The organism is Halioxenophilus aromaticivorans (genome assembly GCF_042850945.1).
Taxonomy (GTDB): Bacteria; Pseudomonadota; Gammaproteobacteria; order Pseudomonadales; family Cellvibrionaceae; genus Halioxenophilus; species Halioxenophilus aromaticivorans.
Genome location: NZ_AP031496.1, coordinates 514,214 through 530,972 on the forward strand (window position 1 = coordinate 514,214; position 16,759 = coordinate 530,972).

12 protein-coding genes are annotated in these 16,759 nt (G+C 53.4%); 11 read left to right on the plus strand and 1 reads right to left on the minus strand.

Translation table 11 applies throughout. From position 1 onward, the window contains the following. Window positions 1–107 precede the first annotated feature (107 nt). The 10 genes from ACGHM3_RS02375 to rho all read left to right on the plus strand — a co-directional run bounded on the left by ACGHM3_RS02375 (window position 108) and on the right by rho (window position 14,000). Window positions 108–2,090: a dynamin family protein gene (locus ACGHM3_RS02375; RefSeq protein ID WP_345419461.1), complete on the plus strand. Its 1,983-nt coding sequence runs from the start codon at window positions 108–110 to the stop codon at window positions 2,088–2,090. Between the two features lie 93 nt (window positions 2,091–2,183). After that, complete coding sequence (locus ACGHM3_RS02380) at window positions 2,184–3,326, plus strand: homoserine O-acetyltransferase (protein WP_345419464.1); 1,143 nt, start codon at window positions 2,184–2,186, stop codon at window positions 3,324–3,326. A 5-nt stretch (window positions 3,327–3,331) separates the two neighbouring features. Next, a complete protein-coding gene (metW, locus tag ACGHM3_RS02385; RefSeq protein WP_345419467.1) occupies window positions 3,332–3,922 on the plus strand; it encodes a methionine biosynthesis protein MetW in 591 nt (196 codons plus the stop codon). A gap of 16 nt (window positions 3,923–3,938) precedes the next feature. Next, window positions 3,939–4,391 carry a DUF4426 domain-containing protein gene (locus ACGHM3_RS02390; RefSeq protein WP_345419470.1) on the plus strand — a complete coding sequence of 151 codons (453 nt, stop codon included), beginning with the start codon at window positions 3,939–3,941 and terminating at the stop codon, window positions 4,389–4,391. Window positions 4,392–4,404: 13 nt separating this feature from the next. Next, on the plus strand, window positions 4,405–4,986 hold the full coding sequence (gene rdgB, locus ACGHM3_RS02395) for an RdgB/HAM1 family non-canonical purine NTP pyrophosphatase (RefSeq protein WP_345420341.1): 582 nt from the start codon (window positions 4,405–4,407) through the stop codon (window positions 4,984–4,986). After that, entirely contained in the window at window positions 4,986–6,125 is a 1,140-nt protein-coding gene (hemW, locus tag ACGHM3_RS02400; RefSeq protein WP_390518213.1) for a radical SAM family heme chaperone HemW, read from the plus strand. Before rdgB ends, hemW begins: the two co-directional genes overlap by 1 nt. Window positions 6,126–6,381: 256 nt before the next feature. After that, window positions 6,382–8,796, plus strand: a complete 2,415-nt coding sequence (locus ACGHM3_RS02405; protein ID WP_345419476.1) for an ATP-binding protein — start codon at window positions 6,382–6,384, stop codon at window positions 8,794–8,796. A gap of 161 nt (window positions 8,797–8,957) precedes the next feature. Further along, on the plus strand, window positions 8,958–11,054 hold the full coding sequence (gene ppk1 / locus ACGHM3_RS02410; RefSeq protein ID WP_345419479.1) for a polyphosphate kinase 1: 2,097 nt from the start codon (window positions 8,958–8,960) through the stop codon (window positions 11,052–11,054). 192 nt (window positions 11,055–11,246) lie between these two features. Next, entirely contained in the window at window positions 11,247–11,573 is a 327-nt protein-coding gene (gene trxA, locus ACGHM3_RS02415) for a thioredoxin TrxA (RefSeq protein ID WP_345419482.1), read from the plus strand. A gap of 1,167 nt (window positions 11,574–12,740) precedes the next feature. Continuing rightward, the gene (gene rho / locus ACGHM3_RS02420) at window positions 12,741–14,000 is read left to right on the plus strand and encodes a transcription termination factor Rho (protein WP_345419485.1); all 1,260 of its coding nucleotides are present in this window, start codon (window positions 12,741–12,743) and stop codon (window positions 13,998–14,000) included. 52 nt (window positions 14,001–14,052) lie between these two features. On the opposite strand, the gene ACGHM3_RS02425 is transcribed toward rho, so the two are convergent. After that, complete coding sequence (locus tag ACGHM3_RS02425; protein WP_345419488.1) at window positions 14,053–15,108, minus strand: mechanosensitive ion channel family protein; 1,056 nt, start codon at window positions 15,106–15,108, stop codon at window positions 14,053–14,055. Window positions 15,109–15,199: 91 nt separating this feature from the next. Between ACGHM3_RS02425 and ubiD the strand changes: the two genes are divergently transcribed. Further along, the gene (gene ubiD, locus ACGHM3_RS02430; protein ID WP_345419491.1) at window positions 15,200–16,681 is read left to right on the plus strand and encodes a 4-hydroxy-3-polyprenylbenzoate decarboxylase; all 1,482 of its coding nucleotides are present in this window, start codon (window positions 15,200–15,202) and stop codon (window positions 16,679–16,681) included. Window positions 16,682–16,759: the final 78 nt, after the last annotated feature.

Here is a 16,759-nt window from a genome sequence, read left to right on the forward strand (position 1 = left end):
TGCTCCCCAGCTCCTTTTCCCTACGGTTCGCGTTGGCAACTGCCTGAAGCCGCAGATGCCGGCGCCACCAGCCGATGCGTTATCTTAAGTAAGGATATGCCCCTAAGGTGAACTTAAACAGTCTCCAGGTTCAACTGCACGAATGTGAACAGCGCCGCGTTGATATGATCAATGCGTTGCTGTCCTTCAGTCATTGGTTTGGAACCAGCGGCCTGCACTGCCCCGAGGCTGAAAACCTCATCGGGCGAGCTGTAAGGCGTTTGCGTGAACACACCTTCACCGTGGCCTGCGTGGGTGAATTCTCTCGTGGCAAAACTGAACTCATCAATGCCTTACTGTTTGACCAATTTCAGAGCCGCATTTTGCCATCTCGGCCCGGCCGCACTACCATGTGCCCCACCGAAATCGGCTACAACGCCAATTTGCCCGCCAACAGCATTCAATTACTGCCACTGAACACACGTCGTGGCGGTATCAGCGTGCGCTCTTTCAAGGCCATTCCCAAGCATTGGGTCAATGTGCAATTTGATGTTGAAAGCCCGGCCTCATTACAGGATGCCCTTGGCCGCTTAGCTGAACGTCAGTACATCTCCGAAGAGCAAGCCCGAGATTTGGGTTTTAATTGCACCCAACTCAACCGTCACCCGCAAAACATCCACGAGGTGGAAGTGCCGGTGTGGCGTTACGCGCACATCAATTTAAAGCATCCGCTTCTGGCCCAAGGCCTGCGGGTGGTTGATACGCCAGGGTTAAATGCCTTGGGCACCGATCCTGAAATAACCCTAAACACCATAGCCGATGCCGACAGCCTGATTTTCTGCTTATCCGCCGATGCTCCGGTGTCCGCCACCGATCGCTGCATTTGGCGCGATTACATCAATGCTGAAGACAACAGCAAAACTCTGGTGGCTATCAATAAGGTTGATAGCCTATGGGATGATCTGGTCTCGGCGCCTTCAGAAGATACCACCATCAGCAGCGTGCGCACGGACACGGCCCTGGCCCTGGGCTTACCACTTCAGCAAGTGGTGCCCATGTCTGCAAAGCAAGCTTTGCTGGCCCGTGCTCGGGGCGATCGAGAGCGGTTGTCCAAGAGCAATTTCCAGCAATTTGAAGCCTTGCTCATCGCACAGCTAAATGATCGCCTTAAACAACTGTTTAAACACAGCGATGTGGAAGATGCCTTGGCCCTAGTGCGGCAGACCCACCAAATTATGCAAGAGCGGCTGCTGGTGCAGGGTGAAGTACTGCAACAGGTGCGATCGGCGCCGCCGGCGGATATTGGCAATGCCTTACATGCGGCGCGCAGCGATTTAAAAGACGCCCATCGCCGGGTGCATCAAATCTCGATTTTGCATCGCTCCTACGAGCGGCAGGTGAACCAAAGCTACCAAGCCTTGGCGGCGGTGTTTGGCCAAAAGCAAGTGGAGCGCCTGCTGAGCTACCTCACCACTGCCGCGGCGGACCCTGAGCCCATGTTGCGGCCGGCCCTAAAAGCCACGCTAAAACAAATTCAATTGTGCCTGCGCAAACTGGCCATTGAAGCCGAGCTGGCCAACCAAGCCCTGGCTGCAATTTACGCTGAACCTGAAACCGGAAGCGGCCGCATGCGCCTGTCTAGCCGGCGCTTACGCTTGGTTAAGCGGCAGCAGAAGTTCTCCGAGTTCAAGCACCGCTGTGAGCAATTTCTGCACAGCGCCGAGCAGGCGGGTGTTTCCGATAGACCGCTCATTCGCCACTTTCTGCTCAGCTTAAGCCACGAGGTACGCAACTATGTGGAGGACACCAACACTTTGCTTGAGCGCTGGCACCAAAATGCGTTAACCCCCGTTGCCTACCCCAACGAATGCAGCAAGCAGCTGTTGCAAAAAGAGCTGATGTCCATGTCTCGTCTCGGCCGAGCCGATGACGCCGCCGCCAGCGCCGACCCAGGCCAAGTGTTAGCGACATTGCGTCGCGACCTCACAGAAAACGAAGACCATCTCTTCACTTTGAGCCAAGTTCTAGAGCGTATTGATCGTTTTGAGCCCATCACGCACACCTCGGATAAGGTGGTGCCATTGAGCTTTGCCCGCCGCAAAAGCTCCTAATCCCAGCCCTTTATATCGCTTTGGCCCCGGGTTACGCCCGAGGCTGCAAAGTGGTTTATAATCGCGCAATTTTTCAATTGGACGCACGCCAAAATGCCTGAGCAGCTACCTGCCGACAGTGTCGGCCTGGTAACCCCCATTACCCAAACGTTTAGCGAGCCGCTGTTGTTGGCTTGCGGCCGTACCCTGCCCAGCTATGACTTGGTGTATGAAACCTACGGTGAGTTGAACGCCCAGGCCAGTAATGCCGTATTGATTTGCCACGCCTTATCTGGCCATCACCACGCCGCCGGCTACCACAGCTTAGACGATCGCAAACCTGGCTGGTGGGATAACTACATTGGCCCGGGCAAAGCCATCGATACCAATCGCTTTTTTGTGGTTTCGCTGAACAACTTAGGTGGCTGTCACGGTTCCACCGGCCCAGTCAGTATCGACCCGGCCACGGGCAAGGTCTACGGTGCCGATTTTCCATTATTGCGCGTGCGCGATTGGGTCAGTAGCCAAGCTCGGTTGGCCGACCATCTTGGCATTACCCAGTGGGCCGCCGTGGTGGGGGGTAGCCTGGGCGGCATGCAGGCCATGCGCTGGGCGCTGGAGTACCCCGAGCGCATTCGACACTGCATTGTGATTGCCTCGGCGTTAAACCTCACCGCACAAAATATTGCCTTTAACGAAACCGCACGCCGAGCCATTACCTCGGACCCGGATTTTCACGATGGCGATTATCTGGCCAAAGGCACCTACCCCAAACGCGGCTTAGCGTTGGCGCGTATGGTGGGCCACATTACCTATCTGTCCGATGACGGCATGGATGAAAAATTCGGCCGAGAATTACGCGCGGGCAGTTTTGTGCTGGGCAGCGATGAGCTGGTGGAGTTTCAAATTGAAAGTTATTTGCGTTATCAGGGCGATAGCTTCTCGGGCAGCTTCGACGCAAACACCTACATCTTGATGACGCGGGCATTGGATTATTTTGATTTAAGCCGTGAATACAACGACAACCCCGTGTCCGCGTTTAGCCATTCCCAGTGCCGGTTTTTGGTGGTGTCGTTTTCCAGTGACTGGCGTTTTTCGCCCCAACGCTCGCGGGAAATTGTCGATGCCTTAATTACCGCCGGCAAGCCGGTGAGCTACGCCGAAATTGAATCCAAACATGGTCACGATGCCTTCCTAGTGCCGGATCAACGCTATCGACAAGTGTTCAGTCGCTACATGAACACCATAGAGGTGTAATCGCCATGCGTAACGATTTAAGTATTATCAGCCAGTGGATAGAACCCCAAAGCCGGGTGTTGGATTTAGGCTGCGGCGACGGCGAACTATTGCACTTGCTTACCCGCGATAAAAACGTCAGTGGCTATGGTCTTGAGATTGACCACGATCGTATCAATATCTGCGTTGCTAAAGGGCTCAACGTAATCGAGCAGGATTTGGACGAGCGCGGTTTAAGCAATTTTACCGACGGCAGTTTTGATACAGTGATTATGACGCAAGCTCTACAGACCATGCGCTACCCCGACAAAATGGTGGAAGAAATGCTGCGTATTGGCCGTGAGTGTATCGTCACTTTTCCCAATTTTGGCCATTGGAAAGCGCGCTTGCACCTAGCTATAAAGGGCCGCATGCCAGTGTCGGATTTGCTGCCCTACGAGTGGTACGACACACCCAACATTCACTTTTGCACCTTTAAAGATTTTGAAGTGCTGTGCCACCAGCGTGGCATTGCCATAAAAAAACGGCGGGTTGTTACCCACAGCAGTACCGACGCAATTGGCGCTAAATGGTTGCCCAATGTGTTTGGTGAAACCGCCATTTATCACCTCGGATAACACAGGTATTGAGCACATGGTACAGGCAATAAAATTACTGGTGGGCGGCTTGCTGTTGTCGATGGCGGCCGGCTTTACTAGCGCCCAGGACGGTATTTCCATAGAGCAAGACGGCTACCGCATTTTTTACAGCGTGTTTAACAGCACCATGATTACGCCTAAAGTGGCTCAGGCCTATGCGCTGGAGCGAGACAACGACCTGGCCTACGTCAACGTGGTTATCACGCAATTGGAAGGTAACAGCCAGAGCCTGGGGGTGCCCGCTAAAATTGCCGGCGATGCCAAAAATTTAATGCAGCAGGTGCAGAAGCTGAAGTTTCAAACCATCCAAGAGCAAAACACCGTCTATTATTTGGCGCCGGTGAGCCACGGCAACGAAGAGGTCTATCACTTTGAGATGACCGTTCGGCCAGAGACTGCCCAGCGCAGTATTGATATCGAATTCACCAAAAAACTTTATGTGGAGTAGCGGCGTGCAGCGAATGGTTTTGGCCAGTGGTAACCTTGGTAAATTAAAAGAATTGCGCACTATGGTGCAGCCGCTGGGTTGGGATGTGGTATCGCAAAACGACCTGGGCGTAGCAGAGGTGGAAGAAACCGGTTTAAGCTTTGTGGAAAACGCCTTGCTTAAAGCTCGCAACGCCGCCGCGCAAACTGGTTTGCCCAGCTTGGCCGACGACTCCGGCCTAGCGGTGGATGCCCTGGGTGGTGCACCGGGTATTTATTCCGCCCGTTATTCCGGTTTGGGCGACGCCGCCAATAACGAAAAACTGTTGCGCGAATTAAACGGCGTGGCTAATCGCCGGGCGCAATTTATTTGTGCTTTAGCGTTGGTTAAACACGCCAAAGACCCAGTGCCGCTGATTTGCCTAGGACAGTGGAGCGGCGAAATTCTCACCGCTCCCCAGGGCGAGCAGGGCTTTGGTTACGATCCGATTTTTAAACCCGACGATTGCGATTGCTCCTCGGCGCAGCTTAGCCCCGAGCGAAAAAGCGCGCGCAGTCATCGCGGCCTAGCCATGCAGCAATTATTGCAACAAATTGCCAGTCAACAAGGTCAGTGATCACCCTCTCACCACTCAGCGTTTACGTTCATATACCTTGGTGCGTGCGTAAATGCCCCTACTGTGATTTCAATTCCCACGCCGCTGGCAATGAGTTGCCGGAGCAAGCCTACCTGGCGGCCTTAAAGCGCGACCTATTGGCAGAACAGCCCTTCGCTCAGGGCCGTAAGGTGGCCACGGTATTTTTTGGCGGTGGCACGCCTTCGTTATTTTCTGCCCAGGCCATTGGCGAAATCATTACGCTGTTGGATCAAACCCTGGGCTTGCAAGCCGATGCCGAAATTACCCTGGAGGCCAACCCCGGCACCTTTGAGCGGCAGAAGTTTCGCGATTATTTGGCCGCCGGAGTAACCCGGTTATCGGTGGGCGTGCAGAGCTTCAACGGCCAGCACTTGCAAAAGTTAGGGCGCATTCACTCCGGCGATGAGGCGCACAGGGCCATCGTCACTGCCATGGAGGTGGGTTACCAACATATCAATATCGACCTAATGCATGGCCTGCCGGAGCAAAGTGCCGCCGATGCCATGGCCGATTTGCACACCGCTACCCAGTTCGGTGTGGATCATATCTCCTGGTACCAGCTCACCATTGAACCCAACACGGTGTTTTATTCCAAGCCGCCGACTCTACCGGTGGAGGACACTCTGGCCGATATTCAGGAGCAGGGCGCAGACTGGTTGGCCCTGCAGGGCTATCAACAATACGAAGTTTCGGCCTTTGCCCAGGCCGGTGGGCAATGCCATCACAACCTGAATTATTGGCGTTTTGGCGATTACCTGGGCATCGGTGCCGGTGCTCACGGCAAGGTCACGGATGCAGGGTCTGGCTTGATTCAACGGCGCCGAAAAACCCGCTTACCGGAACACTACCTGCAAGCGGTAAGCCCCCTGGCCGGTGCTGTGCCTGTGGCCGAGCAAGAGCAGCTGTTGGAATTTGCCATGAACGCTCTGCGATTGGTCTGCGGGGTGGAATCGCAACTGGCCGCCCAGAGGCTGGGCCAAGCACTGCCTTGGCCGCGTTTGCAGCCAGTCATCGATGCTGGTTTGCTTCAACCCCAGGGAGAGCGGTTTGTCACCACAGACTTCGGCTTTCAATTTTTAAACGAAACCCTCGCCAGAATTGACGATTGTTTTGAATAATCGTGTAAAACCTCTTAGATTGGCCCATTTAATAGGTATCTAGCCATCGTTTTTTTTAGCCAATGGTGTAAGCTTGAGCAAGTGTTCACTTCCACGTATGGCCAGAGCGTCCATCACTTAATGCCCAACCAAAAGTTGGCGAATTCAAAAAAAGAACACAAACCAGTTTGCTGAAAAGTGCGATAACCACAGTCCAGCGTTTGCCGCGTAGGGGAATTCTGCGTTGGCAAAAGCGACCAAGGCACAGGGCCCCAGCATGCTCGACCCATACACCAAACAACACCGCCGTTCCCTGGCCATTAAATTACTGGTCTTGGTGCTGCTCACCACCCTTACTATTGCTGCGGTGGGTGGCGTTATTGCCGTTTGCCTGAATTTTCAGCAAGACCGCTCCATGTTGGAAAACCGCCTGGACCAAATTCGCGCCAGCGCCTTGCCGGGCATGAGTTCCAGTTTGTGGAACTTTGATGAAGAGCAGTTAGAGCTGCAAGTAAACAGCTTGCTGGCGGTGGATGACATTACTCGGATTGAAGTGCACTGGCGCGATTGGAACGATGAGCCGCGGCTGCTAATCCGAGAAGAAGCCCATAGCCAAGAAGATATCGTCGAGCGTTCCTATCCATTGGTGTATTCGGCGCCGGGCCTTGCGCCGCAAACCTTGGGTGATTTAACACTCTACGCCAGCCTCGATTCAATCTACCAACTGGCCTCCTACCGCACACATTTGATGGTGCTATTGCAGGTTATCCAAACGCTGTTATTGGCGGTGTTATTGTTGTGGCTGGTGCGTCATTTGTTGACTCGCCATCTGGAGAGCATTGCCGATTACGCCAACCATTTAACGCTGAATAATTTGGACCAGGCACTGCAGTTGAAACGCGGCGCCTCCAGTACCAACGCCTGGGATGAGCTAGACGATGTGGTGCAAGCGTTTAACCATATGCGCACTACCATGCTAGAGGACTTAGCCACCCGCCAGGAAATGGCCGAAGCACTGCGCGCCGAAAAACAAGCAAAGCTGGAGTCTCGCCGGCAGAAATCCGCCGCCGAGGCCGCCAACCAAGCTAAGAGTTTATTTTTGGCCACCATGAGCCACGAAATTCGCACGCCCATGAATGGTGTGATCGGCATGGTGGAATTGCTGCGCGATACCTCCCTCAGTGAAACCCAGCGCCACTATTTGAATGTGATTCATCGCTCCGGTATCAGCCTGTTGGATATCATCAACGATGTTCTAGACTATTCCAAAATTGAAGCCGGCAAGCTCACCGTTGAAAACAGCGAATATCACCTAGAAACGCTGCTGGATGACTGTGCGCAATTGTTCGGCGTGCGCGCCAACGACAAAGGCGTGGAGCTGATCAGCTGCCTACAACCCGGTGCGCCAAAGCGGGTGCGGGGCGATATCACCCGCGTGCGCCAAGTACTTATTAATTTAATCGGCAACGCCTTTAAATTTACTGAACGCGGACAGATTGTGGTGCGAGCCTGCCAATCGGCAACCGCCGCCGGTGAGCCCTGCCTTACGTTCTCTGTGGCCGATACCGGCATTGGCATCAGCCAGGAAAGCGCTGAAGCCATATTCGATTCCTTTAACCAAGCCGACAACAGCACCACGCGAAAATACGGCGGCACCGGCCTGGGCTTGGCCATCAGTAAGAGTTTGGTGGAGTTGATGGGCGGTGAAATCGGCGTTGACGCCAGCCCTCCCGGTGGGGGCGCACGTTTTTGGTTTAGGGTGCCCTTCGACCCAACAACGGCGCATTTTCAAGACGCCGGCGACGACAACGACCGCCGAGTGCTCAGTGGCAAGCGGCTGCTGCTGGCGGCGCGTAACCCGGTTTTACTGGCCATCCTGGACAGACACGCCAGGGATTGGGGCATGGACGTGCATTGCGCTGCTAATCAGATTTCGGCCCAGCGCACCGTGGAAGTGAGCCGCAGCCAGGGCCATAACTTCGATTACCTGGTGGTTGATTACGATCTGGCCAGTGGCGACGCCTTTAGCCTTACCCAGTACTTTGCCAAAGCCGCAGGCAACGATTGCCAAAGTGTGGTCTTTGCCCGCAATGACCTGGAGTTCTCGCCCAGCTTATTGGCTCGCAACCACGTTGAGGCTAGCCTGCGCAAACCACTGACACCACGCCGATTGCGTCGGCAATTGGTGGCGTTGGCGGTGGGCGGTGAGCACAACGTTGCCCCCCAGGTGGAAGCCGCTGCGCCCCTGAGCGTGGATATCTCGGGTTTGAATATCCTGGTGGCCGAGGACAACAGCGTCAATCGCATGGTGATACAGGGATTGTTGGCTAAGGCCCAGGCGGCGCCGGATATCGTTATCAACGGCCTGGAAGCTGTGGCGGCGGTTAAAGCCCGCGCCACCGGCTACGATCTCATTCTAATGGATTGCGAAATGCCAGAGTTAGACGGCTTCGATGCCACCCGGCGGATTCGGGATTTTGAGCGCCAGCAGGGCAGGGATGCTACGCCCATTGTCGCGCTCACCGCTCATGCCCTGGAGGAACACCGCGAGGCGGTGTTTGCTTGTGGCATGGATTATTACCTAAGCAAACCCATGACCTTTGAAAACCTCACCGACATGCTGCAAAACCTCGGCTTAATGGTATCACCGCACCGCTACTTCAAAACGCCCACTGCGGTGGGTTCAGCCTAGCGCGTAGTCCTCATTACGGCGCCACAAAACTGTCATATAGTGTTCGGCTTTGCCGTGCCATAATGCAACCTTGCTCCAGCCAGTCGCTCTGGCTAGTCTATGGCCCAAAGCCGCCCTTCGCGCGGCGATTTACATCAGGTTCCCGTTTAGGTTGCTCCGTTATGCCCAATGATCTCTCGCTCAACACCGGCGACAACATCGTCGAAAACTTCGACAACCCCGATTACTACATCAACCGCGAGTTGAGCCACCTGAAGTTCAATATGCGGGTGCTACACCAAGCCCTGGACACCAGCCACCCGCTGTTGGAGCGGCTAAAGTTTTTGTTGATTTTCAGTTCCAACTTGGACGAATTCTTTGAGATCCGAGTCTCCGGTTTATTTGAGCGTATCGAGTTTGGCCAGCAGGAGGGCACAGGCCCCGATGGCAAAAGCCCAGAATCCCTGTTGCAAGAAATAAGTGCCGCCTGTCATCCCTTGGTGGAGCAGCAATATCAAATCCTCAACGAGCAGCTGATTCCTCAAATGGAGCAGGAAAACATCCGTTTTATTCGACGCGGGGATTGGACCGAGGCGCAAAAGGTTTGGGTTGAGGAATTCTTTAAAAACGACATTGTGCCGGTGAGCTCACCCATTGGTTTGGACCCAGCACACCCCTTTCCCTTGCTGGTGAACAAAAGTCTGAACTTTATCGTCTCCCTAGAAGGTAAAGACGCCTTTGGTCGTGATACTGGACTGGCCATTGTGCCGGCGCCGCGCTCACTGGACCGCGTGATCCGCATACCCGATGAATTGTGCGATGGCGGCGATAACTTTGTATTTTTGTCTTCCATGATTCACGCCCATGTGGACACTCTGTTCCCCGGCATGAAGGTAAAGGGCTGTTATCAGTTCCGCATCACACGTAACGCCGATCTAGACGTGGATATGGAAGGGGTCGCCGACTTGGCGTTGGCGCTGAAAGGGGAGCTGGCATCCCGCCGCTTTGGCCGCGCTGTACGTTTGGAAGTAGCCGACGACTGCCCGCAACCGTTGATCGATATATTGCTGCGTGAGACCAAATTGGACGAAGCCCATCTGTACCAAGTGAATGGCCCGGTAAACCTAAAACGGCTGATGCGCGTGCCAAGCTTGGTGAGTCGGCCGGATTTGCTTTACCCCTCGTTTACCCCGGGCACGCCCCGTGCCTTGCGCGAGCGCAAAGAAATCTTCAAGGCTGTGGCGCGCAAGGATTACCTGCTCTTGCACCCGTTTGAATCCTTCCAGCCGGTGGTGGACTTCCTGCGCCAGGCCGCGGTGGACCCTGATGTACTGGCCATTAAACAAACGCTGTATCGTACCGGCGATAACTCCCCCATTGTGGCCGCTTTGCTGGACGCGGCCCGTAACGGTAAAGAAGTTACCGCCGTGGTTGAGCTGCGGGCACGTTTTGACGAAGAAGAAAACCTGGCCCTGGCGGCGGAGTTACAGGCCGCCGGCGTCGTGGTGGTGTACGGCGTGGTGGGCTACAAAACCCACTGCAAAATGATGCTGATCGTGCGCCGGGAGGGCAACGAGCTAAAACGATACGCCCACCTGGGCACCGGGAACTACCACGCAGGCACGGCCAAGCTGTATACGGATTACTCACTGTTAACCGCCGACGAAAACCTATGCGCCGATGTTCACAAGGTGTTTCAGCAGCTCACCGGCATGGGCAAAATTGAGCGGGTTAAGTGCGTGCTCAATGCCCCCTTTACCCTAAAGGGTGGCCTGATTGAGCTCATCGACCAAGAGATCGATGCGGTTAAAAAAGGCAAGTCCGGGCGCATTATCATGAAAGCCAATGGCCTCACCGAATCCGAGGTGATCCGCGCCCTCTATCGCGCCAGTCAGGCTGGGGTCAAGGTGGACCTGATTATCCGTGGTATGTGCTGCCTGCGCCCGGGAATCCCTGGTATATCCGACAATATTCGGGTGAAATCCATCGTTGGCCGCTTTTTGGAGCACACCCGAGCCTACTATTTTGCCAACGCTTCGCCCTCCATCTATTGCGGCTCTGCCGACCTTATGGAGCGAAATTTGAACCGCCGAGTAGAAGTTTGCTTCCCGCTCCACTCCAAAGGGGTGACTAAGCGCGTAAAAGCCGATTTGGAGCTTTATGTGGCGGATGAAAGCCAGAGCTGGGAGCTTCAGCAATCCGGTGATTACCGAGCCAACAACGCTGGGCCGGCCGAACAGTCGGCACAGATGGTGCTGCTGCAGGAGTTAAAAAATTAAACCTATCGTAAAGGTTTGGGTGAAATTGGTTCGACAGGGGTTGATTTTGGTGATTTGGTAACCATCTTAAGGGCAATTGGGCTGGCATATGGGCCATTAGTTAAAGACTATGGTCACAGCTCTTGTTCTAGGCTGCGGCGTTTCTTATCATGCTTTGCCTAGAAACCTATTATTTCTCATGGAGATCATGCAATGAGTGAAGCGATCGTACACGTCAGCGATGACAGTTTTGATGAGGAAGTTGCCAAGGCCCAAGGCCCTGTATTGGTTGACTTTTGGGCAGCTTGGTGTGGCCCTTGTAAAATGATCGCACCGATCCTGGATGAGCTGGTAGGCCAATATGAAGGGAAAATCAAAATCTGCAAAATGGATGTTGATGCCAACAAAGAAACCCCAGCTAAGTTCAACATTCGTGGTATTCCCACGCTGATGATCTTCAAAGATGGTAACTTAGAGGCGACAAAAGTGGGTGCCTTGTCTAAAAGCCAGTTGGTTGAATTCATCAACGCTGCCATCTAAATCTGCTTTGCGAATTGGCTTGGCGGTTTACCCTCGCCAATTCGATCAGCCCAGGCGCCGCGGCGGTTGACCCTAAACGGCGGCTCCCCAGCGATGGCCCCAGACAGTATTTGGGCAGGCGCGAGCAGTGAGTTCTACAGATGGTTTTGATTTGAAGGTCTTCTCGAGCGTATAGTGCATACCAAAACCGGGGTTGTTAAATCCAACTCTAGTTAAACGATAAAAAGATTGATGCAAAGTGCCCCGGCTCTGAACCAAGCTCAATTTAAACGTTCAAAAGGTAAGGTCTATCCCCTGGTAAACCTGCACACGGCAGCGGATCGCAAATCCTCCGGCCGGCCTTAAAATTGTGAACCAAACCTCGCTTTTAATGGCCACCAAGAAAAATTTCCGGTCTATTTTGCACAAGCCAGAATTTGCGGCTATACTTCACGCATTGCACACCTGTTCAAAGCATGTTCAAGTCCCGTCTGCCGAGAACTAAGCGCCCCAGCCATTGATGGTTATTGGGCACTCTCAATCCCGTAGCGTACCTCAAACAGTTAAAACGCTAGGATTATCGGAGTTTTAGTATTGTCGGGCGAGAGCCCAGTGCAACCGATCCAGGGTTTCCACCCTGCCAGCGCGATACCACTGCCCCGCAACCAATTTTTGGCCAAAGGTAATTGGTTTTATCTATCGCACACCACCCATGGATGTATTTGTTCGATTTTTGGTGCTCGGTATTAAACGTTCGGTTGTGCAGTTGGGAATAAATGCGGATATTGAGCTGGCTGGCGCTAACAGAAGGGCCTAAGCACAAGGGCGAATTGTCATAGGCACAAGAGCATTGCCAGCGGCAGAAGGCAGGGTGGAGCAGCCGGTGCCGGTTTTTGACGGTGACTGCTAAGCACCAGTGCCAGCCAATAAACACGGCGCCTATTTATTGCTTTCGCCACCGGCGCTTGTTATCGATACTGACAAATTGCCTTGGCGCTACATGACGAAGAAAACGAAATTAAATCGTTGCTAATAACAGTTAAACAGTTTTTATTTGAAACCGACGCAGACTCTGGGTTGTTTTCATTCTCGGAATCAATATCGATCTTGCTTAAAGTCCATAACCAATCCGCTGTCAGCACTCTCCTGTGCGCTGATGCCTGACTTACCAATCATCTAATCAAACCTATGAATTTAACCGATCTCAAAACAAGACCAATAGAAGAATTAACCAATATCGCCACCGATATGGGCCTGGAAAACATGGCTCGGTCGCGCAAGCAGGACATCATCTTCAATATCCTCAAGCGGCACGCCAAGGGTGGTGAAGACATCTATGGCGACGGTGTACTCGAAATTCTACAAGACGGTTTTGGTTTTTTGCGCTCTGCCGACAGCTCCTACCTGGCAGGCCCCGATGACATTTATGTTTCACCCAGCCAGATTCGCCGCTTTAACCTGCGTACGGGCGACACCATTGCTGGAAAAATTCGCCCGCCAAAAGACGGCGAGCGCTACTTTGCGCTGTTAAAAGTTAACGAGATTAACTTTGATAAACCGGAAAAGCTGCGTAATAAGGTTTTATTTGAAAACCTAACGCCATTGTTCCCAGACGATCGTTTGGTGCTAGAGGCCGGTAATGGCTCCACCGAAGATTTGACCGGTCGCATCATCGATTTGATTGCTCCCATCGGTAAAGGTCAGCGTGGTTTGATTGTGGCACCGCCTAAGGCCGGTAAAACCATCATGATGCAGAATATCGCGCAGGCTATTACGCGTAACAACCCAGAGTGCCACCTAATCGTTTTGCTAATTGACGAACGTCCGGAAGAAGTTACCGAAATGCAGCGTTCCGTACGTGGCGAAGTGGTTGCCTCTACCTTTGATGAGCCACCTTCGCGTCACGTACAAGTCGCCGAGATGGTCATCGAAAAAGCCAAGCGTTTGGTAGAACATAAAAAAGATGTTGTCATTCTGCTGGACTCCGTAACCCGTTTGGCTCGTGCTTACAACACCGTCATCCCTTCCTCTGGTAAGGTGCTTACCGGTGGTGTGGATGCCCACGCCCTAGAAAGACCAAAGCGTTTCTTTGGTGCTGCACGTAATATTGAAGAAGGCGGCAGCTTGTCCATCGTAGCCACAGCGTTGATCGATACTGGCTCCAAAATGGACGAAGTTATCTTTGAGGAATTTAAAGGTACGGGTAACCAAGAATTGCACTTGGATCGGAAAATCGCTGAGAAGCGGGTCTACCCAGCTATTAACGTGCGCCGTTCCGGCACCCGCCGCGAGGACCTGTTAATGAAAGAAGACGAGTTACAGCGCGTATGGATTCTGCGTAAATTACTCCACGATATGGAAGATGTCGCTGCCACTGAATTTTTGGTGGATAGACTCAGAAACTTCAAAACCAACGACGAGTTTTTCTTGTCGATGAAGCGCAAGTAAGTTCGCTGTTGTCAGTAGGCGGCCTCTAATGTGTTAATGATGGCCGCCGGTTTTATTGTTTAAGCTGGCTTTGAAAATACTCCAGCGCGCGCACTATGGCTTTTTGCCGGCGTACGCGCTGCTCTATGGTGGCTTGCGCTTCGGCGTGTTCAGTACCAGACATGCCCTTCGCATTTTCCTCTAAGGATTTAATTTCTTCGTTAATCTCTTGCAGGCTGTCTTTTAAATCTTCTAATTGTTGGGCTCGCTCGGCCTTATCAAATAAGGTCTGTTCTGGTGTGGTGTCTTGCTCGCTTTGAATGGGGTGCAGGTGCGCAGCAGGAATTACCGGGCCGGGCACTTGGCGTTGATTCATAAAATTGGGCGATACAATTTCCACGCCGGCTTCGTGTAATGTGTCGAGCATTTTGCAGCGCAGGTTAGAGCGCGCTGAAATCAACGTTTTCACTTCCGCCAAAAATCCGCACACGCGGTATTCCACCGAGAAATCGCCAAGGTTGGTAATTAGCACAAAGCTGTCGCTTAAGCCGGTTTCCTCGGCGGCGGTTTTTAACAGTGCTTGGGCATGCTTGCGCTGCACGTCGTAACCCAGTGTAACCGTGGCGGTGACGATGGTGCCGGTGGCGTGGATAACCTTCACCGGGTTGGCAGCCATAAACAGATTGGGCAGTGTGAGTAGGTCGCGGTCCTCGGTTTGGATTTCGGTGTGAAATAAATTCTGCTCGGTAACCCGGCCAAAATAATCGCCCACGTGGACGAAATCTCCAGGGCGATAACTGCTCAAGAGGCGCAGCATTAACCCGGCCATGGCATTGCCGGCGATGCTGGTGGAAGACAGCGTTAAAATGGCGGTGACTACCAAGCCCAATAGGGTGAGCAACTGGTTGCGCAGGGACTCCGACACCGGCAGTGTCGCAATAAAAGCCACCGCGCCACAAAAGCCAACTACCAGACCCGCCAACTGAAATTTATAGCGATTTTGCGAGTGGTTGGCGGCGTTTTTACTGAGCCAGCGCAGCACCAAAGCCGTACAAAGCAGCACGATAAATAATCCCGCCACAGACGGTATTTGCTGCCAGAGCCAGGGGCCCAGTTGATCTAATTGCAAAGCCGTAACCTCTTTTTATCTGTGTTTCAGCAACATACTTAGGGCAGGGTGCTGTGGTAAAGTCCCCCACTGGATAAATGATGAAAGAATTATGAGCAACGGTAAACACTCCTACAAAGATTTGCGGGAATTCTTACAATTCTTAGAGAGCCGCAACGAGCTGGTAAGAATTAGCCAACCCATCGACCCCAATTTAGAAATGACAGAAATCGCCGACCGCACCCTGCGTGCCGGTGGCCCGGCGCTGTTGTTCGAAAACCCCATTGGTAGTGATATTCCGGTGCTGGCAAATCTGTTCGGCACCGGACAGCGGGTGGCCTTGGCCATGGGGGAGGACGATGTGAGTGCCCTGCGCGAAGTGGGTAAGTTGTTAGCCTTTTTGAAGGAGCCCGAGCCGCCCAAGGGCTTAAAGGATGCATGGCAAAAGATGCCCATTTTTAAGCAGGTGCTGAATATGGGTCCCAAGTTAATCAGCAAAGCGCCGGCCCAGGCGGTGGTGCTTACCGGGAATGACGTCAATCTCGATCGGCTACCCATACAAACATGCTGGCCCGGAGATGCTGCGCCGCTGGTCACCTGGCCCCTGGTGATTACCCGTGGGCCTGAGAAAGAGCGGCAAAATTTGGGTATCTACCGCATGCAGAAAATTGGCCGCAACCGGCTGATCATGCGTTGGCTGTCCCACCGTGGCGGCGCCCTGGATTTCCGTGAGTTTCAGTTAAAAAATCCGGGCAAGCCCTACCCGGTGGTGGTGGCTTTGGGAGCGGACCCGGCTACCACACTTGGCGCGGTGACGCCGGTGCCGGATACCCTCAGCGAATATGCCTTTGCCGGTTTGTTGCGCGGCTCCAAAACCGAACTGACCAAGGCCCTCAGTTGCGACCTAGAGGTGCCCGCACACGCCGAGATTATTCTGGAGGGGGTGATTGAGCCGGACGACTTCGCCGATGAGGGCCCCTTTGGTGACCACACCGGTTATTACAATGAGGTTGATCGTTTCCCCGTGTTTACCGTGACCCACATTACCCACCGCAAAAATCCGATCTACCACTCTACCTACACTGGTCGGCCACCGGATGAGCCCGCCGTGTTGGGTGTGGCGCTGAACGAGGTATTTATTCCTATTTTGCAGCGTCAGTTTCCGGAAATCGTCGATTTCTATCTGCCGCCGGAGGGTTGCTCCTATCGCCTAGCGGTGGTAACCATGAAGAAACAATATCCCGGCCACGCCAAACGCGTGATGATGGGGGTGTGGTCATTTTTACGCCAGTTTATGTATACCAAATTCGTCATTGTTACCGACGACGACATCAACGCCCGGGATTGGAAAGACGTGATTTGGGCCATCACCACCCGAATGGACCCAATCCGTGACACCACATTGGTCGACAACACGCCAATCGACTACCTAGACTTCGCCAGCCCAGTATCCGGCCTGGGGTCAAAAATGGGCCTGGATGCTACTAACAAATGGCCCGGAGAAACCGAGCGCGAGTGGGGCGAGGCCATTGCCATGGACGAAACGGTAAAACAGCGCGTGGATGAGATGTGGGACGAGTTGGGTATTTTTTAATCTTTTTTTAGTGCTGAGTCTTGTCTTTGACTGATATGGTGTTATAGTTTTATATAACACCAACACTCTTTGCCGAGG

Coding starts and splice junctions, on each gene's coding strand:
- trxA (WP_345419482.1), top strand. CDS start 11,247: ATGAGTGAAGCGATCGTACACGTCAGCGATGACAGTTTTGATGAGGAA.
- rdgB (WP_345420341.1), top strand. CDS start 4,405: ATGGTTTTGGCCAGTGGTAACCTTGGTAAATTAAAAGAATTGCGCACT.
- ACGHM3_RS02405 (WP_345419476.1), top strand. CDS start 6,382: ATGCTCGACCCATACACCAAACAACACCGCCGTTCCCTGGCCATTAAA.
- ppk1 (WP_345419479.1), top strand. CDS start 8,958: ATGCCCAATGATCTCTCGCTCAACACCGGCGACAACATCGTCGAAAAC.
- ACGHM3_RS02390 (WP_345419470.1), top strand. CDS start 3,939: ATGGTACAGGCAATAAAATTACTGGTGGGCGGCTTGCTGTTGTCGATG.
- ubiD (WP_345419491.1), top strand. CDS start 15,200: ATGAGCAACGGTAAACACTCCTACAAAGATTTGCGGGAATTCTTACAA.
- ACGHM3_RS02380 (WP_345419464.1), top strand. CDS start 2,184: ATGCCTGAGCAGCTACCTGCCGACAGTGTCGGCCTGGTAACCCCCATT.
- rho (WP_345419485.1), top strand. CDS start 12,741: ATGAATTTAACCGATCTCAAAACAAGACCAATAGAAGAATTAACCAAT.
- metW (WP_345419467.1), top strand. CDS start 3,332: ATGCGTAACGATTTAAGTATTATCAGCCAGTGGATAGAACCCCAAAGC.